Below are 24048 nucleotides of genomic sequence, written 5' to 3' on the forward strand. Positions count from 1 at the left end.
CGCTGGGGTGAGGGCGCCGAACTCCCGTATCAGGACCGGGGGTCGGGGCCCTGGGGCCGGTACTGCGGCTGCTGGCCGTAGGGGCCGTGCCCTTGGTACGAGCCTTGCGCTTGGTACGCGTCCTGCGCTTGGTACGCGTCCTGTCCCTGCTGCCCCTGGTAGCCGCCCTGCCCTTGATAGGGATCCTGGTACGTGTCCTGGTACGCGTCCTGGTGGCGGCGCAGCGTCATCGTCTGCTCCTGGGGCTGCTCGGCGCGCGCGGGCCGGTACGGCAGCGAGTTCTCGTACGGGCCGGACTGCGGCGGCACGTACTGCCCGGCCCCCGCGGCCGGAGCGGTCGCCGGGCGCGTGCCCTCGCCCGCGAACCACCTGACCACGCCGGTCCGCGACCCCCGCATCGTCTCCGTGATCCGTGCCACGGGCCGGGCGGCGAGTTTGACCGCGAGGAACGCCACGACCGCGCCGAGGACCAGGCCGACGGCCACGTCGTGCGGGTAGTGCACGCCCACGAACACCCGCGAGAACGCCATGAGTACCGCCATCGGCAGGGTCAGGGCGGCGATCCGGGGCCAGGCGAGGGCGAGGCCCACGGCGGCGGCGCCCGCGATCGTCGAGTGGTTGCTCGGGAACGACCAGTCGCCGTGCGGCGGGCACTCCACGAGCGGCTTGAGCGCGCCGGACACCGCCCGGCACGGCCGCTCCTCCTCGATGAAGGACTTCACGGTCTCACTGATGACGTACGCGAGGGCCGTGCCGAGCGGCGCGAGGACCGCCACCGCGACGGCACGCGGGTCCCCGCGCCGCGCCCGCCACCAGGCCACGACGAACAGCACGCCGAAGAGCAGCAGACCGAGTTCCGTCCACACCTCCGCGAGGTGCCGCACCCACGACGGGGTGTCATGGGCGAATTCGGTGACGTCTAGGTAGAGGCCGGAAGAATCCATGGTGTCCATGATTCCGGACCGTACGCAGTGGTCCGGCACCGTCACATCCGGCGATGGGCGCATCGTGGACCTGACGAAAGTCAGGGGTGGGCGCCGTCGAGGGGCCGTCGGGGGAGTGGCGAGGGGCCGCCGCGGGGGTGTCCGAGGGCCGTCGGGCGGGCCTGTCCGGGATGATGATCCGCAAAAGTTGTGGCCTGAGGCGGCGGGTGGGGCAGGACAACGCCCGGTTCTCTCGTAAGGTTTGGGCGTGGGATCTCTGCGCAATCCGATCGGGCCGCTTCCCTCCTCCATCTACTGGCGTCGGAGGGCCGTCCTGCTGTCCGTCGTCGGACTCCTCTTGCTGCTTGTCGTATGGGCCCTAGCCTCGGGCGGAGGCGGCGGGGACAACGGCGCTGACGGTCCGTCGGGCAACGGCCCCGCGACGTCCATCACGCCTGGACCCTCCGGCTCCGGGCCCGCGATCAGCGAACACCCGGGCGGCCGGGACGAGTCGGAGGGCGAGGGGGACGGCGGAGGCGACGGCTCCGGCGACTCCGGCGACTCCGGCGACTCCAAGGGCTCCGGCGGCTCGGGCTCCGGCGGGGACTCCGAGGGCGACTCCGGCGGCTCGGGCGGCTCGGGCGGCTCGGGCGGCTCGGGCGACGCGAAGGGCGGCGGCGGGTCGGGCGCGCGGCTCCCGGCCGGGTCCTCCCTCGCCGACTGCACGCCCGGCGCGGTCAAGTTGAAGCTGCGCAGCGTGCGGAACTCGTACGCGCCCGGGCAGAAGCCGGAGCTGGAGCTGACCGCCGTCAACAGCGGCGGGAAGGCCTGCAAGGTCGACCTCGGCGGCAAGGGCACCGTCGTGACGATCACCCTGGCCGGGGCGGACGACGCGATGTGGTCCTCGAACGACTGCCCCGGGGCCGCGGCGACCCTGCTGTTCAAGGTGCCCGCGAACGGCCATGTGACGCACTCCCTGGAGTGGGACCGCAAGGCCAGCGCCCCGCAGTGCGCGACGCCGCCCGCGGGCGGCGCGAAGCCGGGCACGTACCTGGTGGAGGCGCGGGCGGCGGGCCTGGGCAGCGACCAGGCGTCGTTCCTGCTGACGAAGGACTAGGGCGGGGGCGCTCCCGCCGGGGGCGTCTCCCGCCTGCCCGGGGGATGTCCCCCACCTGCGGGCGTCCCCCACCCGCGGGTGTCTCCAGCCCGCGGGCGTCCCCCACCCGCGGGTGGGGGTGGGAGCCCCGTCGTGAACCGAGCCGGACGGCTACACGTACCGTTCCAGGATCGACGACTCCGCGAGCCGCGAGAGCCCCTCGCGGACACTCCGCGCCCGCGCCTCCCCGACCCCGTCCACCGTCTGGAGGTCGTCGACGCTCGCGGCGAGGAGCTTCTGCAGGCCGCCGAAGTGCTCGACGAGCCGGTCGATGATGGCGCCGGGCAGCCGGGGCACCTTTGCGAGCAGCCGGAAGCCGCGCGGCGACACCGCGGAGTCCAGCGTCTCCGGGGAGCCCGTGTACCCCAACGCCCGTGCCACGGTGGGCAGTTCGAGCAGCTCGGCATGGGTGAGGGAGTCCAGCTCGGCCAGCGCCTCGTCCACGGTGCGCGAGCGCTTGGCCGTGGGCTCCGGCACGTAGTCCCGGACGACCAGCTCGCGCTCGGGCTCCACGCCCGCGATCAACTCGTCGAGCTGGAGGGTCAGGAGGCGGCCGTCCGTGCCCAACTCGACCACGTACTCGGCGATCTCCTTGGCGATGCGCCGCACCATCTCCAGGCGCTGGGCGACCGCGGTGACGTCCCGGACCGTCACCAAGTCCTCGATCTCCAGGGCGGACAGCGTGCCCGCGACCTCGTCGAGGCGGAGCTTGTACCGCTCCAGGGTGGCGAGGGCCTGGTTGGCACGTGACAGGATCGCCGCCGAGTCCTCAAGGACGCGGCGCTGCCCGTCCACGTAGAGCGCGATCAGGCGCATGGACTGCGAGACCGACACGACGGGGAAGCCGACCTGCTTGCTGACCCGGTCCGCGGTGCGGTGCCGGGTGCCCGTCTCCTCCGTGGGGATGGTCGGGTCCGGGACCAACTGCACGCCCGCGCGCAGGATCTTCGTGATGTCCTTGTCGAGCACGATGCCGCCGTCGAGCTTGCACAGCTCACGCAGGCGCGTGGCGGTGAACTCGACGTCGAGGACGAAGCCGCCCGTGCACATCGACTCGACGGTCTTGTCCGAGCCGAGCACGATGAGCCCGCCCGTGTTGCCTCTGAGGATCCGCTCCAGGCCGTCGCGCAGGGCCGTGCCCGGCGCGACCGCGCTCAGGGAGGCGCGCATCAGCCCGTCGGCACCGGAGCCTCCACCGGGCTTGCCGGGAACCGCTGCCCGGTCGTTGGCTGCCACTGCACTCCTCCGGTCGCAGGTTGTCCAAGCCCTCCCCCACACGCCTCGATACGCCTTGCTTCGTACGGATGGGCGAGACCAGGGCAAAGTCTACCGGCGGTCCTCGTGCTCCCGTGGGGCCTCTTGACGACGCGATCTCGGAAGGACGCGCAGCGCGTCGCCCATGTCGGCGACTTCGGTGACCTTCATACCGGACGGGACCTTGCCCGGATCGGCGGGCACGAGCGCGTGTGTGAAGCCCAGACGGTGGGCCTCGGCCAGTCTGCGCTGCACGCCGGTGACCCGTCTGACCTCGCCCGCTAGGCCCACCTCGCCGATCGCGACGAGGTTCTTCGGCAGCGGAGTGTCGCTCGCGGCGCTGGCGAGGGCGAGCGCCACGGCGAGGTCGGCGGCGGGCTCCGACAGCTTCACACCGCCGACCGTGGCGCTGTAGATGTCGCGCTTGCCGAGGGCGCTGATGCGGCCGCGCTGCTCAAGGACCGCCAGCATCATCGAAACCCGGGACGTCTCAAGGCCGGACGTGGTACGGCGCGGGGAGGGGATCTGGGAGTCGACGGTGAGCGCCTGCACCTCGGCGACCAGGGGGCGGCGGCCCTCCAGGGTCACCGTCAGACAGGTGCCGGGGACCGGCTCGTCGCGGCGGGTCAGGAACAGGCCGGACGGGTCTGCCAGGCCCGTGATGCCCTCGTCGTGCAGCTCGAAGCAGCCGACCTCGTCCGTCGTCCCGTACCGGTTCTTCACGCCGCGGACCAGGCGCAGGCGGGCGTGCCGGTCGCCCTCGAAGTGCAGCACCACGTCGACCAGGTGCTCCAGGAGGCGCGGGCCCGCGATGGCGCCGTCCTTGGTGACATGGCCGACCAGGAGCGTGGACATGCCGCGCTCCTTGGACGCGCGGATCAGGGCGCCCGCGACCTCGCGGACCTGCGCCATGCCGCCGGGCGCGCCGTCGATCTCCGGCGAGGCGACCGTCTGCACCGAGTCCAGGATCAGGAGCGAGGGCTTGACCGCGTCCAAGTGGCCGAGGACGGCGGCCAGATCGGTCTCGGCGGCGAGATACAGGTGGTCCGCGATGGCGCTGATGCGGTCGGCGCGCAGGCGGACCTGGCTGGCCGACTCCTCGCCGGTGACATAGAGCGTGCGGTGGTCGTCCGTGGCCGCCTTCGCCGCGACGTCGAGCAGCAGCGTGGACTTGCCGACGCCCGGCTCGCCCGCGAGCAGCACCACGGCGCCCGGCACCAGGCCGCCGCCGAGGACGCGGTCCAGCTCGGGCACGCCGGTGGAGCGTGCGGTGGCGCGGCGGACGTCGACCTCGCCGATGGGCACCGCGGAGGAGGTGACCCGGCCGGGGGTCGTCGTGCGCACCGCGGGCGCGCCGTACTCCTCGACCGTCCCCCAAGCCTGGCACTCGGGGCAGCGGCCGAGCCACTTGGCCGTCTGCCAGCCGCACTCCGTGCAGCGGTAGGACGGCCGGTCCTTACTGGATTTCGTACGGGCAGCCATGCACGAACCGTAGCCGCCACCACTGACAACGCGGGCGGCACCGGCGACCGGCCGTGGGCGGCACCGGACGGCGGCTGTGAGCGGCACCGGACAGTGGCCGCGGGCCATGCTCGCCGACGGCTCCGGGCGCCGCCCGACCTCCCGAGCCCTTACCTCTCGAACGGACAAAGGAATCATGTCTTCCTGTCCCCTTTTGAGCGATCTGTTCACCCGTAAGGATTAAATGTGCTCAAGGGGGCAGAAGGCGCCTGCATCATGCGCCTAACTTCGCACGGGTGATGAGCAGCAGCCCGGAAACTCCCACGTACACCACCGGCGCGCACCGGGCGCATCCGGGCGCCCGCAAGCGGGTGGTGCCGCGCACGGTCACCCAGTCGCCGCCCGCGCACTACGAACCGTTCCTGGACGGCCTGTTCACGTACTGCCTGTCGGTGCTGTGCGACCACGACGCGGCGACCGCCGCGCTCGGTGACGTCCTCGTGCTGGCCGAGCGGCGCGGCGCCCGGCCCGACGGCGACACCCGTGCGTGGCTCTACGCGCTCGCCCGCTGGATGTGCCTGCGCGCCCTCGCCGAGGCGAAGCAGCGCGGCCGCCATGGAGCGCAGTCCGGGGGCGGCTCGCCGGGGGGCGGCTCGTCCGGGGGCGACCCGTCCGGGGCGAGCGCGTCCGCCCCGGCGCCCAGCCCCGAGTCCCCCGCCGCCCAGGCAGCCCAGGCCTCCGCCGGGCCCGGCGGCCAGGCCTCCGCCGCCCCCGGAGCCCCCGCCACCCCCGTCGACGAGACCGCCCGCGCCCGCCGCCGCGAGTTGGCCCAGCTCGCCTGGCCCGAGGCCGCCGGGACCACGCCCGAGCAGCGCGAGGCCCTGGAGCTCGCCGTCCGGCACCGGCTCTCGGCCAAGGAGGTCGCCGCCGTCCTCGGCCTCGACCCGGCCGCCGCCCGTGACCTGCTCGCCTCCGCCGCCTGCGAGGTGGAGCGCACCCGCGCGGCCCTCGCCGTCGTCGAGACCGGCACCTGCCCGATCGTGGCCCGCCTCACCGGCGACAACCAGGTCCTGCTCGGCACCGCCCTGCGCCGCGAGCTCGTCCGGCACGTCGACGACTGCCCGCAGTGCCGCCGCACCGCCGAGCGCACGGCCTCAAGCGCCTGGCCCGGCACCGCCGTCACCCCGGCCGCGCTGCCCGTCATCGCCGCCCCGCGCACCGCCTTGCACCACGCCATGGCCCACACCCCGCGCGCCAAGGGCAGGCCCCGCGGCGGCGGCCCGCGCTTCGACCGGCGCGGCTTCCCGATGGACCCCAAGGACCACGCCGCCCGCCGCGAACGCCTGCGCGCGCGTGCCGTCACCACCACGGTCGTCGCCACCGTCGTGGCCGCCCCCGTCCTCGCCCTCTGGGCGGCCTATCGCGGCGCGCCGCTCACCGGCGAGGGCCGCGACGGCCGCTCCGCCAGCGCAGCCGAGGCCGACGACGGCCCCGGCGACGGCCCCCGGGGCAGGGAGGACTACGAGAACGCGGGCAACGCCCGCACCACCCCCGACCGCTTCCGCGACGGCCGCGGCGGACCCGGTGTCTCCGTGGAGGTCATCAGCCCCGGCGGGCCCGCGGCCCCCGGCGCCGGACGCATCGGCGTCCAGGCCCGCTCGCACGGCGGCGTCACGCTCATCACGCTGACCGGCGGCGGCAGTTCACCGGTCCGCTGGTCCGCGAGCACCGGAGCGTCCTGGCTCGCCCTCAGCCAGTCCTCGGGCACACTCTCGCCCGGCGAGTCCGTGACGATCAGGGTGTACGTGGACGCCGACCGCGAGCCCGCGGGCCACTGGAGCGCCCGCGTCACCATCGCCCCCACCGGAGCGGTCATCTCCCTGGAGGGCTACGGCAGTTCCACCCCACCGCCCCGCCCCGGCAACCCGGGCCCCCGCCCCACGGCAACCCGCCCGGGCCCCTCCGACCCCGACCCGACCCCCACCCAGGGCAACCCCACGCCCACCCCGCCCGACCCGGACCCCACCCCGACGAGCACACCACCCACGGACCCCACCCCGACCCCGTCGGACCCGGCCCCGACGACACCACCCTCAGGCGGTGACCCCGGCCAGGGCTGAGCCTGGGCCAGGTCTGAGGTGGGCGGCGGCAGCAGAGGGGCGCGGGGCTGCGACATTTTGCGGCTCCGCCGCGTGGGCGCGCTCAGCGCGGAACCGTCCCGCACCCGCCCACCGGCGAACCGCCCGACGGCGACTAGGAGCCCCGGACGGGATCCGCGGGATGCGGCGCGAGCAGCGGCAGCTGCGAGGCGAGCCGCTCCTCACACAGCTCAACCAGGCGGCCATAGCCTTCCTTGCCCATGAGCTCGATCAGCTCGGGCCGATAGGAGACGTACACCGGGTCCCCGGCGCCGTGCGCCGAGGTGGCCGACGTGCACCACCAGTGCAGGTCATGTCCTCCAGGACCCCAGCCCCGGCGGTCGTACTCCCCGATGGACACCTGAAGGACCTTCGTGTCGTCGGGCCGCTCGATCCAGTCGAAAGTCCGCCGGACGGGCAGCTGCCAGCAGACGTCCGGCTTGGTCTCCAGCGGCTCGCGTCCCTCCTTCAGCGCCAGGATGTGCAGCGAGCAGCCCGCGCCGCCCGCGAACCCGGGCCGGTTCTGGAAGATGCACGAGCCGTTGTACGGCCGGGTCTGGCGCTCGCCGTCCTCGTCCTGCGAGACCCAGCCCGACGCGGTGCCCACGTCGTGGTGCTGCCAGATGTCCGGAGTGAGCCGCGCCACGTAACCCGCGACCCGCTTCTCGTCGTCCTCGTCGGAGAAGTGCGCGCCCAGCGTGCAGCAGCCGTCGTCGGCGCGGCCGGCCTTGATGCCCTGGCAGCCGCTGCCGAAGACGCAGTTCCAGCGGGAGGTGAGCCACGTCAGGTCGCAGCGGAAGACCTGCTCGTCGTCCGCCGGGTCCGGGAACTCCACCCAGGCGCGCGCGAAGTCCAGACCCTGCTCGTCCTGGACCGCGCCGCCTGCGGCCGCCCCGGCCTTGGCGGCCTTCGCGGCTTTCCCGGCCTTCTTCGCCTTCTCGGCCTTCCTGGCCTCCTTGGCCTTCCGCTCGGCCTTCTCCGCCCGCTCGGCCTTCTCCGACTTCGAGGACTCCGATGACTGCGACGGCTTCGATTTGTCGGACTTCGCCTTTTTCGTCTTTGGCACGTCTCCAGGGTATGCGCGCCCGTGTGTCCCCGGAGACCAGTGACGCCCGCCCGGACGCCGGGAACGGTCGTGGGCGCAGTAGCGTTCCGTACATGAGACTCGGTGTCCTCGACGTGGGTTCGAACACGGTGCATCTGCTGGTGGTGGACGCCCACCCCGGCGCGCGACCGCTGCCCGCGCACTCCCACAAGGCCGACCTGCGCCTTGCCCAACTCCTCGACGAGGCGGGCGCCATCGGCCCCGAAGGCGTCGACCTGCTCATCGCCACGGTGCGTGACGCGCTCCAGGCCGCGGAGGACAAGGGCGTCGAAGACCTCCTTCCGTTCGCCACCTCGGCCGTGCGGGAGGCGACCAACGCCGACGACGTGCTCGCCCGCGTCCGCGCCGAGACGGGCGTCGACCTGCAGGTCCTCACCGGAGCGGAGGAGGCGCGGCTGACCTTTCTGGCCGCCAGGCGCTGGTTCGGCTGGTCCGCGGGCAAGCTGCTCGTCCTGGACATCGGCGGCGGCTCCCTGGAGATCGCGTACGGCATCGACGAGGAGCCCGACGCCGCGGCCAGCCTGCCGCTCGGCGCCGGCCGCCTGACCGCCGCCTGGCTGCCCACCGACCCGGCCGACCCGGCCGACGTGCGAGCCCTGCGCCGCCACGTCCGCGCCCAGATCGCCCGCACCGTCGGCGAGTTCAGCCGCTTCGGCAACCCCGACCACGTCGTCGCCACCTCGAAGACGTTCAAGCAACTGGCCCGGCTCGCGGGCGCCGCGCGCTCCACGGAAGGCCTCTACGTACAGCGGGAGCTGAAGCGCAAGTCCCTGGAGGACTGGGTGCCGCAGCTCGCCGCCATGACCACCGCCGAGCGGGCCGAGCTGCCCGGAGTGTCCGAGGGACGCGCCGGACAGCTGCTCGCCGGGGCGCTCGTCGCCGAGGGCGTGATGGACCTCTTCGGCGTGGAGTCCGTGGAGGTCTGCCCGTGGGCGCTGCGGGAGGGCGTGATCCTGCGCCGCCTGGACCACATGCCGACGACCTGAAGGGGCGAGCTGCCCCTTCAGGGGTGCGGGGAACCGCGCGAACCAGTCACCGACCACCCGCACCCGCCCATGGTGAAGAACCCCACGGCGAATAGGCCCCCATGCCAGGACCACCCGACAAACGCACCCCGTACGCTGTCCCCGTGGTGGAACCAGTCGTGCGCATCCCGGATGCGAAGGTCGCCCTGTCGACGGCCTCCGTGTACCCGGAGTCGACGGCGACGGCCTTCGAGATAGCGGCGCGCCTCGGCTACGACGGCGTCGAGGTCATGGTGTGGACGGACCCCGTCAGCCAGGACATCGAGGCCCTGCGCCGCCTCAGCGACTACCACCGGATCCCGGTCCTCGCCGTGCACGCGCCGTGCCTGCTGATCACCCAGCGCGTCTGGTCCACCGACCCCTGGGTGAAGCTCCAGCGCGCCCGCGCCGCCGCCGAGAAGCTGGACGCGTCGACGGTCGTCGTGCACCCGCCGTTCCGCTGGCAGCGCGGCTACGCCCGCGAGTTCGTCGAGGGCATCTGGCGGATGGCCGACGAGACCGACGTGCGCTTCGCCGTGGAGAACATGTACCCCTGGCGGTACCGCGACCGCGAGATGCTCGCGTACGCCCCCGACTGGGACGTCACCAAGGACGACTACCGCCACTTCACGATCGACCTGTCGCACACCGCGACCTCCCGCGTCGACGCCCTCCAGATGGTCGACCGCATGGGCGACCGCCTCGGCCACGTCCACCTCGCCGACGGCAAGGGCTCCGCGAAGGACGAGCACCTGGTGCCAGGGCGCGGCACCCAGCCCTGCGCCGAACTGCTCGAACGCCTCGCGACCAGCGGCTTCGACGGCCACGTCGTCATCGAGGTCAACACCCGGCGCGCCATGTCCAGCGCGGAGCGCGAGGCCGACCTCGCCGAGGCGCTCGCCTTCACCCGCCTGCACCTGGCGTCGGCGGTGCAGGTGCCGCGGTCGTGACCGGCGAGAGCCCCGCCCCCGCGCCCCGGCGCCGGGGCCGCCCCTCCCGCACCCAGGCCGAGCAGGGCCCCGCCATGCGCGAGGTGATCCTGGACGCGGCCCGCGAACAGTTCTCCGAGCGCGGGTACGAGAAGGCGTCCGTGCGCTCCATCGCCAAGGCGGCGGGCGTGGACTCGGCGCTCGTGCACCACTACTTCGGCACGAAGGAGCAGGTCTTCGCCGCCGCCATCGAGGTGGCCTTCGCACCCGCCCTCGGGGCGCCGGCCGCCGTGGCGGAGGGCCCGCTCGACGACGTCGGCGAGCGCCTGACCCGCTTCATCCTCGGCGTCTGGGAGGACCCGAAGACCCGTACGCCGCTGCTCGCGATCGTCCGCTCCGCCGTCAACAACGAAACGGCCGCCACGGTCTTCCGCCGCCTGATCTCCACCCAGCTCCTGGCCCGCATCGCCGAGCGCCTCGACCTGCCCGACGCCGAGCTGCGCGCCGAGCTGGCGGCGGCTCAGCTGGTGGGGACGGCGATGCTGCGGTACGTCATCCAGGTCGAGCCGCTGGCGTCGGCGGACGTGGAACAGATCGTGGTGCGGGTGGCGCCGGTGGTGCAGGGGCATCTGACCGGGCCGTAGCCGCGCGGGTGCGGCCGGTCGTGGCCGTCGCGGCGAGGGGGTTCCGCCGGTGAGACGGCCGTCCCGCCATCCGGACACCCTGTCCGGATCTTGGATCAGCGGCGTACGCTCGGCCGTAAGTCACACATGCCCCGAAGCATGACTCTTGAGGAGCGAGCGACGATGCCCGAGCTGAGGTCCCGCACAGTCACCCACGGCCGCAACATGGCGGGCGCGCGCGCCCTTATGCGGGCCTCCGGGGTACCGGGCGCGGACATCGGCCGGAAGCCGATCATCGCCGTCGCCAACTCCTTCACCGAGTTCGTGCCGGGCCACACGCACCTGGCCCCCGTCGGCCGCATCGTGAGCGAGGCCATCCAGGAGGCGGGCGGCATCCCGCGCGAGTTCAACACGATCGCCGTGGACGACGGCATCGCGATGGGCCACGGCGGCATGCTGTACTCGCTGCCGTCCCGCGACCTGATCGCGGACTCCGTCGAGTACATGGTGGAGGCGCACTGCGCGGACGCGCTGATCTGCATCTCCAACTGCGACAAGATCACCCCCGGCATGCTGATGGCGGCCCTGCGCCTGAACATCCCGACGGTCTTCGTCTCCGGCGGCCCCATGGAGGCCGGCAAGACCACGCTGGTCGACGGCACGGTCCGAAAGCTCGACCTGATCAACGCGATCAGCGACGCGGTGAACGAGAACGTCTCGGACGAGGACATCCTCCGCATCGAGGAGAATGCCTGCCCGACCTGCGGCTCCTGTTCCGGCATGTTCACCGCCAACTCCATGAACTGCCTGACCGAGGCCATCGGCCTGTCCCTGCCGGGCAACGGCTCGGTCCTCGCCACGCACACGGCCCGCAAGGCGCTGTACGAGCGCGCGGGCGCCACGGTCGTCGAGCTGACCAAGCGGTACTACGAGGGGGACGACGCCTCCGTCCTGCCGCGCAACATCGCCACCCACGCGGCCTTCGAGAACGCCATGGCGCTCGACATCGCCATGGGCGGCTCCACGAACACGATCCTGCACCTGCTCGCCGCCGCCCAGGAGGCCGAGGCCGGGTACGACCTGTCGGACATCGACGCCGTCTCGCGCCGCGTCCCGTGCCTGGCGAAGGTCGCGCCGAACGTCGCGCCGACCACGACGTACTACATGGAGGACGTGCACCGCGCGGGCGGCATCCCCGCGATCCTCGGCGAGCTGTACCGCGGCGGCCTGCTCAACGAGGACGTGCACACCGTCCACTCCGCCTCCGTCAAGGAGTGGCTGGACGCCTGGGACATCCGCGGCGGCTCGGCCTCCGCCGAGGCCGTCGAGCTGTGGCACGCGGCCCCCGGCTGCGTGCGCTCCGCCGAGGCCTTCTCGCAGTCCGAGCGCTGGGACACCCTCGACACGGACGCCGCGAACGGCTGCATCCGCGACGTCGCGCACGCCTACTCCCAGGACGGCGGCCTCGGCGTCCTCAAGGGCAACCTGGCGGTCGACGGCTGCGTCGTGAAGACGGCGGGCGTGGACGAGTCGATCTGGACCTTCGAAGGCCCCGCAGTCGTCTGCGAGTCGCAGGAAGAAGCCGTCGAGAAGATCCTCAACAAGCAGGTCGTCGAGGGCGACGTCGTCGTCATCCGCTACGAGGGCCCCAAGGGCGGCCCCGGCATGCAGGAGATGCTCTACCCCACGTCCTTCCTGAAGGGCCGCGGCCTCGGCAAGGCCTGCGCGCTCGTCACCGACGGCCGCTTCTCCGGCGGCACGTCGGGCCTGTCCATCGGCCACGCGTCCCCGGAGGCGGCCTCCGGCGGCACGATCGCCCTCGTCGAGGACGGCGACCGCATCCGCATCGACATCCCGAACCGCTCGATCGAGCTCCTCGTGGACGACGCCGAACTGGACCGCCGCCGCGAGGCCCTGGGCGGCGTGTACGCCCCCAAGTCCCGCGAGCGCAAGGTCTCGCAGGCGCTGCGGGCGTACGCGGCGATGGCGACCAGCGCGGACAAGGGCGCGGTGCGGGACGTGTCGAAGCTGGGCTGACGCACCCCCTCCGCGGGCTGGTGGAGACTGTCCCGCTTTGTCCTGCAACTGGTGTGATGCGCGGGCGCGTCTATGGTGTGAGGTACATGCCATGGGCGGCCCGCGCCGCCCGTTTCACGGGGGATATGGGGTAGCAGGATGAGCAGTGAGGAACTCACGGTGACGGCTGGGGCAGCAGGGGCTGCCGAGCTCGACGGGACCGACATCGCCGAGGTGAGCGCCGAGGCGGCGGCCCGCAGCTACCCCGTCGTCGCGGACGTCAACGTCCGCTCCGGCCCCGGCACTTCCTACGCCAAGGTCGGCCGCGTCCAGGCGGGCAGCCGCGTCTCCATCAGCTGCCAGCGTCCCGGCGAGACGGTCACGGGCCCGACCGGCACCTCACAGATATGGGACAAGATCGGCAACAGCCGGTATGTGTCCGACACGTATGTGCGGACGGGGAGCAACGGGTACGTGGCGCCGCGGTGCTGAGAGGCGAGGGCGGGGCGGCAGTGACGAGTGAGGCCGGCTCAGCCCGGCGGTGCGCCGCGCGGGGCTGAGGCGCCACGGCCACCGACGACATGAGGCCGCCGAGGTCCGGGCATCCGGGCTTCGGCGGCTTCTTCGTGCGGGCCCCGCTCCCGGGCGAGGCCCCCTCAGTCCGAATTCGGCGGCTTCGCCGTGTCGAACGCGTACAGCAGGTTGCCCGACCCCGACACCACCGCCACCCGGCCCGCGAGCGTCACGCGGGAGCCCGTGCGCAGGCCGCCGTCGCCGTTGACCTTCGGGTCGGTGGACCAGAGGCGGCGGCCGTCGCGCGGGACGAGTGCGGCGACCCGGCCGCCGCTCGAACCGAAGTACAGCGCGCCAGGACCGGCGGTCGGCCCCGCCGCACCCTCGACACCCGTGTGCCGGGCCCACCGGAACCGGCCGGAACCGGCGTCGACCGCGCTGACCCGGCCGCTCTGCTCCGTGAAGTACACCGAGCCGCCGACGAGCGCGGGCGTCCCGCCGTACGTCTTGGACAGCCGGGTCGTCGTCGCCTTGCCGCGCGCCGCGTCCACGCGCAGCACCGCGTCGTACGTGATGACGCCGATCTCCTCGCCCGCCCGCTGCCGTACCAGGACGAGCCGCCCGTCCAGCGCGCCGAGCGGCTGCACCGGACCGTCCAGCGCGACGGCCCGCCCGGGCTCGCCCGATGCCGGGTCGACACCACGGACCGTGGCCCGCCGCGCCGGGCCGTCGGCGAGCTCCGCCTTCGGCACGCACATCACGTACGCGTGGCCGCCCGCGTCGAGCGGCGCGCACTGGCTGCCCGCGGGGAACGGGACCGTCCACAGACTCCTGCCGGACCGCGCGTCCCTGCCCTCGATCCGGGTGCCGTCCGCGTCGGCCGTGAGCACGGTCGACCCGGCCACCACGGCGTCCGCGGCGCCGGGGCCCACGACGGACGAGGACCGGGCGCCGAACGGCGCGGACCACAGCTCCTTGCCGCGCGCGGCGTCGAGGGCGACCACCTCGTCGGGCCCCGACCCCTCGGCGGCGAAGCGGTAGCCGACGACGGTACGGCCGCCGCCCGCGAGCCCGGCGAGCGAGGTGTCCTGGACCGGTACGCCCGGCCCGCCCACGCTCCACAGCCGCTTGCCGTCGGCGACCCGGACGCGGGTGGCGACGGAGCCGCCGCCCCCGCAGTACACGGAGTCGCCGTGCGGAAGACAGCGCACCTCGTCGGGGATCTTCGCCGTTCCGGCCGGCACGTCCTGCCGCCACGGCCGGAAGCCGTCGGGCAGGGCCGGGCCGGTCGCGGCCACGTTGCGGCCCTTGTCCTCCTCCTTGGCGTCCGGGCTGTCGTCGGAGGACCGGGCGAGGAGGGCGAGGCCCGCGCCGAGGACGGCGATGGCGGCGACGGCCGCGAGGGCGGGGCGCCAGCGGCGACGGTGGACGGGGGAGGAGGACGAGGCGGCTTCCGGGTCGGGGGAGGGGGACGCGGCGGCGTCCTCGTCCCCGTCCGTGCCCACGCCGATGCCCTCGCCGGAGGCCGTCGCCGCGGTGCCGTCCGAGCGGCCGGTGTTCCGCCCCCCGCCCGTGTCCCGGGACAGATGATGCTGGGTCCGGGTGTCCCGGGTGCGCCCGCCGCCCACGACGACCTCCAGGTCGGCGGGCAGGTCGCGCAGCAGGACGAGGAGTTCGTCGACGGAGGGCCGGGCGGCCGGGTCCTTGGTGAGGCACGGCTCGACGGCGGTGCGCAGGGCGTGCGGTACGTCGCCGAGGGCGGGCGGCTCGTGGACGACCTGGTAGGCCGTCATATAGGGGGAGTCCGCGTCGAAGGGCCCCTGCCCCGTGGACGCGTACACCAGCAGCGTGGCCAGCGAGAAGACGTCCGAGGACGGCCCGACCCCGCGCGGGTTCTGCAACTGCTCCGGCGACATGAACGGCGGCGTACCGATCACGCGCCCCGTCATCGTCAGCGTCTGCTGGTCGGCCGCGCGCGAGATGCCGAAGTCGATGACGCGCGGCCCCTCCGGCGAGAGGACCACGTTGGACGGCTTCAGATCACGGTGGACGACATCGGCGCGGTGGATGTCGCGCAGCGCCTCGGCGAGCCCGATGGCGAGCGAACGCAGCTCGGCCCCGCCGATCGGCCCGCGCCGCGCGATGCGCTGCGCGAGCGTCGGGCCGTCTATGTACGAGGTGGCCATCCACGGGTGCGGCCCCTCGGGGTCGGCGTCGACGACGGCGGCGGTGAACGCGCCGCTCACCCGGCGCGCCGCGGCGACCTCCTGCCGGAACCGGATGCGGAACTCGTCGTCGTCCGCGAACTGCTGGTGGATCAGCTTGATCGCGACCGGTCGCCCCGACGCCGTACGCCCGAGGAACACGGTGCCCATGCCGCCCGCGCCCAGGCGGGCCTCGAGCGCATAGCCACCGATCTCCTCAGGATCCCCTGAGCGGAGCGACACCTTTCGACCTCCGTTCCGGTCGTCCCCCGTGCGTCATGCCTGTCCGCACAAACTAGCGGCCGGGGGCGTGGGCGGGGCAAGGCGGGGGACGTCTTCGGCGTGGCCTGGCCCCTGGGCCCCGGGGGACGTGGGGCGGCTCGGGGGGTGACTATGGGGCTGCGCCCCTCTCCCCGCCATTCGCGCTTCGCGCTCGTCCTCCATCGCCGGACGGGCTTTGATCGCTCCCGTGCGGCTCCGGCTGACCGTTTGCCTGCCCGACCGGGCGATAATCGACGCGTGAGTGACCAACCGCGTGACGAATCGCGTGCCGAACCGCGTATCGAGCCGTCGTCCGAGGGCACCGCGCCGGGGCCCCGGCCCGAGCCCATCCGCTTCTTCGGCACCAGCTGGGTCGACCACACGGACCGCTACGGCCTGCGCCGCGCCGGTGTCGCGGTCGGCTCGCTGGCCGCGGCCGTCGCGGGCTGCCTCGTGCTGCGCTTCGCCTACCAGGGCCTGGAGATCGCGGACGTGGGCGCGTTCGTGAACCTCCTCGTCGTGATCATGTTCGCGATCTGCAGCGCGATCGCGTTCCGGCGTACGTGGGAGGGCTTCGCCAAGCGCCACGACCCGCAGTCGGTGGCGTCGATGCGCAGCCTGATGATGATCGGCTTCGTCGGCTCCCTCCTCGCGTACTTCTTCCGCGCCCTGAAGGAAGCCCCCGGCGAGAAGCTGCACCGCCAGGAGTACGAGACGGCGCGGGAGCAGTACGAGAAGCGGACGTCACGCAGGACGAAGAACCCGTCGAAGCGGAAGCGCCGGAAGTAGCGGGCCGGGGGGCACTCGCGGAGCGACAGCCGGACGAAGCCGCCCGAACCCCGGCGAAGGGCCGGGCGGCGAGGCGAGGATGACGCCATGCCGAGCGACGACGACCGCGTGAACCTGAGCCGGGACCTGAGCCGGGACCCGAGCCCGCACCTGGGCCCGGACGCGCCCCCGAACAAGAGCGCCCCCTCAAACAAGAGCGGTCCCCCGAACAAGAGCGGACCCCTTCCCCCCGCCCTCTCCTTCGACACGGTGGCGGCCCAGTACGCGGCGGCCCGCCCCGGCTACCCACCCGAACTCCTCACCACGCTCGAAGAACTGGCGGGACGCCCCCTGGCAGGGGCCACGGTGGTGGACGTGGGGGCGGGCACGGGCATCGCCACCCGCCTGCTGCGGGACCGTGGGGCGAGTGTGATCGCGGTGGAGCCGGGCCCGGGCATGGGCGCACAGCTGCGGGCGGGGCTGCCGGACGCCCCGCTGCTGCGTGCGGTGGGGGACGCGTTGCCCCTGGCCGACGCGTCGGCGGACTTCATCACGTACGCCCAGGCCTTCCACTGGACGGACCCGGCGACCTCGATACCGGAGGCCCTGCGCGTACTGCGCCCCGGCGGCGCCCTCGCGGTGTGGTGGAACACGCCGGACCCGGACGTCGCCTGGGCGGCGGAGCAGGAGGCCCGCCTGAAGTCCCGGCTGCCCGGCTACCACGCGAGCGGCATCAGCAGCGACGCGGCAGCGGCGATCGAAGCGGTGGCCCCGGGCCTGGCCCCGACCCACCGCCGCCTGCACTGGACCCGCCGAATCCCTCTGTCCGTACACCTGGCCCACCTGGGCAGCCGCTCGTACTTCGCAAACCTGGGCCCAGAACAGTCGGCCCCGATCCTGTCGGCAGAACGGGCCCACCTGACCAGCCTCTTCCCCAACACCGAGGTGGAAGAGGCCTACGCCGTAGACATCACCGTCGTACGCAACCCACCCGCCCCCCACTGACGCCCGCGTCGGGCAAGCAATCAGCCCGTCCGCAGCTTGAGGACGAGGGCCGGGCTTCCACCGATCGACGGATGCCCGTCCCGGGGGCACCTTGGCTCGTCCCGCGGGGGCCTTGGCCCGTCCAGGAGCACCTTGGCCTGTCCCGGGGCGCGTTGGCCCGTCCCGGGGGCGCCTTGGCTCGTCCCGTGGGGACCTTGGCCCGTCCCACGAGGACCTTTCCGTCCTGCCCCGGACCACCCTTCCAGCCCGTCCGGCGTTTGAGGACGAGGCGCGAAGCGCCGATTCGGCAGCGGCCCGTCCCACCCGAAGCGGACACCTACCTCCGGGGCCCGGGGCGGAGCCCCGGTTTCGGGAAGGGGCGGGACTGGGGAACGCCCCGCAGGGCCCCACACGGACGCCCCCACCCGCACCCCCACCCCCCACCCCTTGACGAAGCCCATCCCCCACCCCACATAATCATCACATGATGAATAACGAGCCCCCACCTCAACCACCACCCCAAACCCCACCCCCCACCCCCGCAATCGAAGCCACCTCCCTCACCACCACCCGAGGCCACCGAACAGTCCTGAAAGACCTCACCTTCACCGTCCCTCGAGGCCAAATCACCGGCCTCCTGGGCCCCTCAGGCTGCGGCAAATCCACCCTGATGCGAGCAATCGTCGGCACCCAGGCACAAGTCACAGGCACTCTGAACGTCCTGAACCACCCGGCAGGAACCCCCGCCCTCCGCTCCCGAATCGGCTACGTGACCCAGGACCCGTCGATCTACGACGACCTGACAGTCCGCCAAAACCTGGAGTACTTCGCCGCGATCCTCTCCCCGGGCCGCGGCCCCACAGCGACCCGCCGCCACGAGGACGTGACCCGAGCCATCGCGGAGGTGGACCTGACCACCCACGCGGACGCCCTCGCGGCAAACCTCTCCGGCGGCCAACGCAGCCGCGTCTCCCTGGCGGTAGCCCTCCTGGGCACCCCCGAACTCCTGGTCCTCGACGAGCCCACAGTCGGCCTGGACCCCGTACTGCGCCGGGACCTGTGGAACCTCTTCCACACCATCGCCACCGACAGAGGCACCACGATCCTCGTGTCGTCCCACGTCATGGACGAGGCGGAACGCTGCCACCGCCTGCTCCTCATGCGCGAGGGCGAGATCCTCGCGGACGACACCCCCGAGTCCCTGCGCACCCGCACGGCCACGGAAACGGTGGAAGCGGCGTTCCTCCACCTGGTCGACAAGGCAAACGCGACCTGACCACCCCTTCAAAAACCCACCTGACACCCCTTCAAAAACCCACCTGACACCCCGCGAACCGTCCCCACCCCTCCGGAACCACCCACGCTCCCTCCGGAACCACCCACGCTCCCTCCGGAACCACCCACGCTCCCTCCGGAACCACCCACGCTCCCTCCGGAACCACCCACGCCCCGTCCCCGAACGTCCCTCGCCCTCTCCTCCCGGAGCCCCCATGAACCCGAACCGAACCCTCGCCACCGCGGCCCGAGTCCTACGCCAACTCCGCCACGACCCCCGCTCCATCGCGCTGATGATCCTCGTCCCGTGCGTGATGCTCCTGCTCCTCCGCTACGTCTTCGACGGCAGCCCCCACACCTTCGACGCGATCGGCGCATCCCTCCTGGGCGTCTTCCCGCTGATCACGATGTTCCTGGTGACATCGATCGCGACCCTCCGCGAACGCACGTCCGGCACCCTGGAACGCCTACTGGCGATGCCCCTGGCGAAGGGCGACCTGATCGCGGGCTACGCCCTGGCCTTCGGCGCCCTGGCCGTGATCCAGTCGGCGCTCGCCACCGCCCTGGCCCTGTGGGCCCTGGGCCTGGACGTCACGGGCTCGGCCTGGCTCCTGCTCCTGGTCGCGCTCCTGGACGCCCTGCTCGGAACGGCCCTCGGCCTGTTCGTCTCGGCCTTCGCGGCCTCCGAGTACCAGGCGGTCCAGTTCATGCCGGCGGTGATCTTCCCGCAGCTGCTCCTCTGCGGCCTGTTCACGCCCCGCGACAACATGCAGCCGGTCCTGGAGGCGATCTCGAACGTCCTCCCCATGTCGTACGCGGTCGACGGCATGAACGAGGTCCTGCGCCACCCCGACATCACGGGCGAATTCATCCGCGACGCGGCCGTCGTCGCGGCCTGCGCCCTCCTGGTCCTCGCCCTCGGCGCGGCAACCCTCCGCCGCCGCACCCCCTGACGACACCCTCTACCCCCACCCCCGTCCGCTGACCGGACAACCCACCACCCCACCCCCACCCGATGCGAGGATGACCCCGAACGACGCACCCCGGGAGGCCCCCGCCCATGAGCAAGCCGAGCACGCCGAGCACGCCGAACACCGCGAGCAAGCGGAAGACGCCGAAGACACCGAGCAAGCCGAACCAGAAGGTCGTCGCCGTCCTCGGCACCGGCAAGATCGGCGAAGCCCTGCTCAGCGGCATGATCCGCAGCGGCCGAGCCCCCGCGGACCTCCTGGTCACCACCCGCCGCCAGGAGCGCGCCGACGAACTCCGCACCCGCTACGGCGTGGAACCCCTCACCAACGCCGAGGCCGCCAAGCGCGCGGACATCCTGATCCTCGCCTGCAAGCCGCAGGACATGGCCTCGCTCCTGGCCGAACTCGCCCCGCACGTCAGCACCGACACCCTCGTGATCAGCGCGGCCGCGGGCATCACCACGGCGTTCATCGAGGAGCGCCTGGCCGACGCCACTCCCGTCATCCGCGTCATGCCGAACACCCCGGTACTGGTGGACGAGGGCATGTCCGTCATCTCCGCCGGCAGCCACGCCACAGCCGCCGACCTGGCCCACGCGGAGGACGTCTTCGGCGCCGTGGGCAAGACGCTCCGAGTCCCCGAGACCCAACAGGACGCGTGCACCGCCCTGTCCGGCTCCGGCCCCGCGTACTTCTACTTCCTGGTGGAGGCGATGACGGACGCGGGCATCCTGCTGGGACTCCCGCGCGACAAGGCCCACGACCTCATTGTCCAGGCGGCCATCGGCGCGGCGGTGATGCTCCGCGACAGCGGCGAACACCCGGTCAAGCTCCGCGAGAACGTCACCTCCCCCGCGGGCACCACCATCAACGCCATCCGCGAACTCGAAAACCACGGAGTCCGCGCCGCCCTGATCGCGGCCCTGGAAGCAGCCCGAGACCGCAGCCGAGAACTGGCTTCAGGCAACAACTCCTAACCCCACGCCGACCACCTTTCAGCCCGCGTCGTCCCCTATCAGCCCCCTCCGGCACTATCCAGCCCGTCCGGCACTATCCGGCCCCGGCATAATCCAGCCCGTCCGGCGTTTGAGGACGAGGCGCGAAGCGCCGATTCGGCAGCGGCCCGTCCCACCCGAAGCGGACACCTACCTCCGGGGCCCGGGGCGGAGCCCCGGTTTCGGGAAGGGGCAGGACTGGGGAAAGCCCCGCAGGGCAACCCCTACCCCACACCCCCCAACACCTCCCCCGTCAGAACCACCCGAGCAAACCCACCCCCCTGCAAGGACACAGCCGAGGCCTGCCCGATCTCCTCAGCAGTCCGCCGCCACCCAAAGGGCCCCACCAGATCAAAGGTGTACGTCGCGTCATACGCGAACACCACCTCGTACCCGAGATTCCCACCCATCCGAGCAGTGGTCTCCGCGCACATATTGGTCTGAATCCCAGCCACCACGATCTGAGAAACCCCGGCCTCCCGAAGCCACGCATCCAGATCAGGCGTCCCGTAAAACGCCGAGTTCACACTCTTCGTCACGAACAGCTCACCCCCACCCCCCTTACCGCGCCGCTGTTCGACGTACTCCTTGAACTCGTTGCCCACATATCCCACCCGCAGCGGCGACTCCGGCTTCGGCGAGTCATGCCGTACGAACACGACCGGCCGCTCCGTCGCCTGCCACGCGTCGATGAGCGCGGCGATGTTGTCGTCGGCCTCCGGATTGTTCCGCGCGCCCCAGTACCCCTCCTCCTCGAAGCCCTTCTGTACGTCCACGACGACCAGCGCCGCGTTCTCCGCGATGTTCAGTGCGTTCTCCATGCCCACGATGCTGCCGCCCGGAGCCCCACCACCCCAGCCCTACAAAAGCCACCGATCGATGGTTTACTGCCAGCGTGCAATCACCCCGCACCCCACCCGCCGATGCCGCTCATCCCCAACGCATCGCCCTCCTCGCCTTCCCGGCCATCCGCCCCTTCGACGTCTCCGTGATCACGGAGGTCTGGGGCACCGACCGCACGGACCGCGGCGTACCCCCCTTCGCCCTCCACCGCGTCGCCGCCACCCCCGCCCCCGTCCCCATGCGCGGCGGCCTCACCCTCACCCCCGACCGCACCCTCGCCTGGCTGAACCGGCTGACCGGCACCGACCTGATCGTCGTCCCCGGCCTGGACGACCACCTGACACCGGCACCACCGCCACTACTGGAGGCCCTGCGCCGCGCCCACACCCGCGGCATCACCATCGCGGCCCTGTGCGGCGGCGCCTTCACCCTGGCCCAGGCGGGCCTGCTGGACGGCCGCCGCGCCATCACCCACTGGAACCTCGTCGACCTCCTGCGCACCCATCACCCCCACATCACCGTCGTACCCGACGCCCTCTTCATCGAGGACGACAACATCTGGACCGCCGCGGGCACCGCGGCCGGCATCGACCTGTGCCTGCACCTGGTCCGCAAGGACCACGGCTCGGAAGTCGCCGCGACCATCGCCCGCTCGATGGTCACCGCCCCGTTCCGCACCGGCGGCCAGGCGCAGTTCATCGAGCACCCCACACCTCGCGCCGACCGCGACGCCGACGCCCTCGCCACGGTCCGTGAATACGCCCTGCGTCACCTCCAGGAACCGCTCACCGTCTCCGACCTGGCCGCCAGGGCGGGCATGTCGGCGCGCTCGTTCGCCCGTCACTTCACCGCGGCGACCGGCACCACACCCCTGCGCTGGCTCCTGGACCAGCGCGTCGCCGCCGCGCAGAAGCTCCTCGAACGCACCGACCTGCCCATGCCCGAGGTGGCCCGCCGCGCGGGCTTCGGCAGCGAGATCACGATGCGCCAGCACTTCGCCTCGCGTCTCGCCACCAGCCCACGCGCCTACCGCGCCACGTTCACCGGCACCGGCTCGGGCACCGCCGGCGCGGGAGGCAGCAGCCCGATCGCCCGATAGGCGGCATCGACCGTCGGCTTCGCCATCCCCCTCGCCCGCTCAGCCCCGGCCCGCAACACCTCCTCCACGTATGCGAAATCCGCAACCAGTTCCTTGTGCCGCTCCCGCACGGGCCGCAGAAGCTCCACCACGGCGTCGGCGGTGTCCTTCTTCAAGGCTCCGTACGACTCGTATGCACCGCTCAAGACGTTTGGGTTCCCACCTTCACAAGCCGCGAGGATCTCCAGCAGGTTCGAGACCCCGGGCCGGGCCTCCCGGTCGTACACGACCTCGTCCCCGCTGTCCGTCACAGCGCGCATGATCTTCTTCCGCACCACGTCCGGCTCGTCCAGCAGATAGACGATCCCCGCCCCCGACTCGTGGGACTTCCCCATCTTCGACGTCGGCTCCTGCAGATCCATGACCCGCGCCGCCACCTCCGGCCGCGTGGCCCGCGGCACCGCGAACGCGTGCCCGTACCGCTGGTTGAACCGCACCGCCAGGTCCCGCGTCAGCTCGACGTGCTGCGTCTGGTCCTCCCCGACCGGCACCTCGTCGGCCCCGTAGGCCAGGATGTCCGCCGCCATCAGCACCGGATAGGTGAGCAGCGAAAGCCGCACACTCCCGCCCCGCGCCCGCTCGACAGCGGATTTCTCCTTGTACTGGATCATCCGCCGCATCTCACCGTCCGTGGCGACGCACTCGAGCAGATACGACAGCCGAGCGTGCTCGTCCACATGGCTCTGTACGAACACGGCGCACCGCTCGGGATCGAGCCCGGACGCCAGGAGCAGCGTCGCCGCCTGCCTACTGAGCCTCCGCACCCGCCCGGGGTCGTGCTCGACGGTCAGCGCGTGCAGATCCACGACGCAGAACAGCGCGTCGGCCCGGTACTGATCGACATCCGCCCACTGCCGGATGGCCCCCAGGTAGTTCCCCAGCGTCAGATGCCCGGTCGGCTTGACCCCACTGAAGATCCGCGTCATCTCTTCTCTCCACCTCCAGAACGGGGCCGCCGTCCCGGCGACCGGGTTCAGGACCTCCGGAGGGAGATACGCGAACGGCCGCCGAAGCGGCGGCCGTTGAGTGCATGCGTCAGCTCGGCCGCCGTCAGGCGGCCCACCACTGATGGGTGCGCGCATGCGTAGTCACGTCCCCACCCTAGCGCGGGCAGGCCCGAAGTTGACACGTCCAGACCCGGAACGTAGTGTTCTCCGAGTTGCCCGACGTGAGCGCCGATCACTGATCGGTCCCCGGGCGGCCATTCCGTAAGAACCATTCAAGCGATCGATGCTCAGCCTCTTCGTTTCCACGAGGGGCCGCTGTCGGCTCGTTTCCATGCGTCTTTACGAAATGAGGAGTCCGCGTTCGAAAGGACGCCCCCGATTAGGTCGGGAGCCGAGATTCCGCTAAAGTCTCACTCGTCGGAACGGCCCAACAGCCGGGAAGACGACCCCGGTTGACTGGGAATCAGGCCCGAAAGGATCTGATAGAGTCAACACCGCCGGAAGGCCGAAAGGCCGGAAAGCACCGAGGAAATCGGGTCG

The 24048-nt window shown here is 72.4% G+C and carries 20 protein-coding genes; 13 read left to right on the forward strand and 7 right to left on the reverse strand.

Going from position 1 to position 24048, the window contains the following annotated elements; translation table 11 throughout:
- Positions 1-29: 29 nt before the first annotated feature.
- A complete protein-coding gene (locus ACZ6BG_RS35625) occupies positions 30-953 on the reverse strand; it encodes a phosphatase PAP2 family protein (protein WP_469009479.1) in 924 nt (307 codons plus the stop codon).
- A 238-nt stretch (positions 954-1191) separates the two neighbouring features.
- Here ACZ6BG_RS35625 and ACZ6BG_RS35630 point away from each other — a divergent pair, with 238 nt between their 5' ends.
- A complete protein-coding gene (locus tag ACZ6BG_RS35630; RefSeq protein ID WP_469009480.1) occupies positions 1192-2040 on the forward strand; it encodes a hypothetical protein in 849 nt (282 codons plus the stop codon).
- A gap of 150 nt (positions 2041-2190) precedes the next feature.
- Here ACZ6BG_RS35630 and disA read toward each other — a convergent pair whose 3' ends face one another.
- Both disA and radA read right to left on the reverse strand, forming a co-directional pair.
- Entirely contained in the window at positions 2191-3315 is a 1125-nt protein-coding gene (disA, locus tag ACZ6BG_RS35635) for a DNA integrity scanning diadenylate cyclase DisA (protein ID WP_030361002.1), read from the reverse strand.
- A gap of 90 nt (positions 3316-3405) precedes the next feature.
- Positions 3406-4815, reverse strand: a complete 1410-nt coding sequence (gene radA, locus ACZ6BG_RS35640; RefSeq protein ID WP_469009483.1) for a DNA repair protein RadA — start codon at positions 4813-4815, stop codon at positions 3406-3408.
- Between the two features lie 278 nt (positions 4816-5093).
- Between radA and ACZ6BG_RS35645 the strand changes: the two genes are divergently transcribed.
- Entirely contained in the window at positions 5094-6914 is a 1821-nt protein-coding gene (locus ACZ6BG_RS35645; protein WP_469009485.1) for a BACON domain-containing protein, read from the forward strand.
- A gap of 133 nt (positions 6915-7047) precedes the next feature.
- Here ACZ6BG_RS35645 and ACZ6BG_RS35650 read toward each other — a convergent pair whose 3' ends face one another.
- On the reverse strand, positions 7048-7998 hold the full coding sequence (locus ACZ6BG_RS35650) for a DUF3109 family protein (protein ID WP_469009487.1): 951 nt from the start codon (positions 7996-7998) through the stop codon (positions 7048-7050).
- 92 nt (positions 7999-8090) lie between these two features.
- Here ACZ6BG_RS35650 and ACZ6BG_RS35655 point away from each other — a divergent pair, with 92 nt between their 5' ends.
- From ACZ6BG_RS35655 to ACZ6BG_RS35675, 5 genes are all read left to right on the forward strand, one after another.
- The gene (locus tag ACZ6BG_RS35655; RefSeq protein ID WP_469009491.1) at positions 8091-9023 is read left to right on the forward strand and encodes a Ppx/GppA family phosphatase; all 933 of its coding nucleotides are present in this window, start codon (positions 8091-8093) and stop codon (positions 9021-9023) included.
- 143 nt (positions 9024-9166) lie between these two features.
- Positions 9167-9991 (forward strand): sugar phosphate isomerase/epimerase family protein, encoded by an 825-nt coding sequence (locus ACZ6BG_RS35660; protein WP_469009494.1) that lies wholly within the window; start codon positions 9167-9169, stop codon positions 9989-9991.
- Positions 9988-10614 (forward strand): TetR/AcrR family transcriptional regulator, encoded by a 627-nt coding sequence (locus ACZ6BG_RS35665; protein WP_469009497.1) that lies wholly within the window; start codon positions 9988-9990, stop codon positions 10612-10614. Before ACZ6BG_RS35660 ends, ACZ6BG_RS35665 begins: the two co-directional genes overlap by 4 nt.
- 162 nt (positions 10615-10776) lie before the next feature.
- Positions 10777-12630, forward strand: a complete 1854-nt coding sequence (gene ilvD, locus ACZ6BG_RS35670; RefSeq protein ID WP_469009498.1) for a dihydroxy-acid dehydratase — start codon at positions 10777-10779, stop codon at positions 12628-12630.
- Positions 12631-12768: 138 nt separating this feature from the next.
- Complete coding sequence (locus ACZ6BG_RS35675) at positions 12769-13101, forward strand: SH3 domain-containing protein (RefSeq protein ID WP_469009500.1); 333 nt, start codon at positions 12769-12771, stop codon at positions 13099-13101.
- Between the two features lie 164 nt (positions 13102-13265).
- Here the strand turns inward: ACZ6BG_RS35675 and ACZ6BG_RS35680 are convergent, their stop codons facing one another.
- Entirely contained in the window at positions 13266-15569 is a 2304-nt protein-coding gene (locus tag ACZ6BG_RS35680; RefSeq protein ID WP_469009502.1) for a serine/threonine-protein kinase, read from the reverse strand.
- Between the two features lie 318 nt (positions 15570-15887).
- Here ACZ6BG_RS35680 and ACZ6BG_RS35685 point away from each other — a divergent pair, with 318 nt between their 5' ends.
- From ACZ6BG_RS35685 to proC, 5 genes are all read left to right on the forward strand, one after another.
- Positions 15888-16376: an EamA/RhaT family transporter gene (locus tag ACZ6BG_RS35685; protein ID WP_469009545.1), complete on the forward strand. Its 489-nt coding sequence runs from the start codon at positions 15888-15890 to the stop codon at positions 16374-16376.
- An 87-nt stretch (positions 16377-16463) separates the two neighbouring features.
- Entirely contained in the window at positions 16464-17360 is an 897-nt protein-coding gene (locus ACZ6BG_RS35690) for a class I SAM-dependent methyltransferase (protein WP_469009504.1), read from the forward strand.
- Between the two features lie 463 nt (positions 17361-17823).
- Positions 17824-18615: an ABC transporter ATP-binding protein gene (locus ACZ6BG_RS35695; RefSeq protein WP_469009506.1), complete on the forward strand. Its 792-nt coding sequence runs from the start codon at positions 17824-17826 to the stop codon at positions 18613-18615.
- 214 nt (positions 18616-18829) lie between these two features.
- Positions 18830-19567: an ABC transporter permease gene (locus ACZ6BG_RS35700; protein ID WP_469009508.1), complete on the forward strand. Its 738-nt coding sequence runs from the start codon at positions 18830-18832 to the stop codon at positions 19565-19567.
- 107 nt (positions 19568-19674) lie between these two features.
- Positions 19675-20562 (forward strand): pyrroline-5-carboxylate reductase, encoded by an 888-nt coding sequence (gene proC, locus ACZ6BG_RS35705; RefSeq protein ID WP_469009513.1) that lies wholly within the window; start codon positions 19675-19677, stop codon positions 20560-20562.
- A 242-nt stretch (positions 20563-20804) separates the two neighbouring features.
- Here the strand turns inward: proC and ACZ6BG_RS35710 are convergent, their stop codons facing one another.
- The gene (locus tag ACZ6BG_RS35710; protein ID WP_469009547.1) at positions 20805-21389 is read right to left on the reverse strand and encodes a cysteine hydrolase family protein; all 585 of its coding nucleotides are present in this window, start codon (positions 21387-21389) and stop codon (positions 20805-20807) included.
- 86 nt (positions 21390-21475) lie between these two features.
- On the opposite strand from ACZ6BG_RS35710, the gene ACZ6BG_RS35715 reads away from it, so the two are divergent.
- On the forward strand, positions 21476-22522 hold the full coding sequence (locus ACZ6BG_RS35715) for a GlxA family transcriptional regulator (RefSeq protein ID WP_469009515.1): 1047 nt from the start codon (positions 21476-21478) through the stop codon (positions 22520-22522).
- Here ACZ6BG_RS35715 and trpS read toward each other — a convergent pair.
- A complete protein-coding gene (trpS, locus tag ACZ6BG_RS35720; RefSeq protein WP_469009517.1) occupies positions 22450-23487 on the reverse strand; it encodes a tryptophan--tRNA ligase in 1038 nt (345 codons plus the stop codon). The two genes, ACZ6BG_RS35715 and trpS, sit on opposite strands and share 73 nt — an antisense overlap.
- Between the last annotated feature and the right edge of the window lie 561 nt (positions 23488-24048).

It is taken from the genome of Streptomyces sp. NPDC041205 (assembly GCF_055591765.1).

What these genes read in the sequence shown, in the direction of transcription:
- ACZ6BG_RS35625 (WP_469009479.1), bottom strand. Translation starts at nt 953, where the DNA reads ATGGACACCATGGATTCTTCCGGCCTCTACCTAGACGTCACCGAATTC.
- radA (WP_469009483.1), bottom strand. Translation starts at nt 4,815, where the DNA reads ATGGCTGCCCGTACGAAATCCAGTAAGGACCGGCCGTCCTACCGCTGC.
- ACZ6BG_RS35645 (WP_469009485.1), top strand. Translation starts at nt 5,094, where the DNA reads ATGAGCAGCAGCCCGGAAACTCCCACGTACACCACCGGCGCGCACCGG.
- ACZ6BG_RS35655 (WP_469009491.1), top strand. Translation starts at nt 8,091, where the DNA reads ATGAGACTCGGTGTCCTCGACGTGGGTTCGAACACGGTGCATCTGCTG.
- ilvD (WP_469009498.1), top strand. Translation starts at nt 10,777, where the DNA reads ATGCCCGAGCTGAGGTCCCGCACAGTCACCCACGGCCGCAACATGGCG.
- ACZ6BG_RS35675 (WP_469009500.1), top strand. Translation starts at nt 12,769, where the DNA reads ATGAGCAGTGAGGAACTCACGGTGACGGCTGGGGCAGCAGGGGCTGCC.
- ACZ6BG_RS35690 (WP_469009504.1), top strand. Translation starts at nt 16,464, where the DNA reads ATGCCGAGCGACGACGACCGCGTGAACCTGAGCCGGGACCTGAGCCGG.
- ACZ6BG_RS35695 (WP_469009506.1), top strand. Translation starts at nt 17,824, where the DNA reads ATGATGAATAACGAGCCCCCACCTCAACCACCACCCCAAACCCCACCC.
- ACZ6BG_RS35700 (WP_469009508.1), top strand. Translation starts at nt 18,830, where the DNA reads ATGAACCCGAACCGAACCCTCGCCACCGCGGCCCGAGTCCTACGCCAA.
- proC (WP_469009513.1), top strand. Translation starts at nt 19,675, where the DNA reads ATGAGCAAGCCGAGCACGCCGAGCACGCCGAACACCGCGAGCAAGCGG.
- trpS (WP_469009517.1), bottom strand. Translation starts at nt 23,487, where the DNA reads ATGACGCGGATCTTCAGTGGGGTCAAGCCGACCGGGCATCTGACGCTG.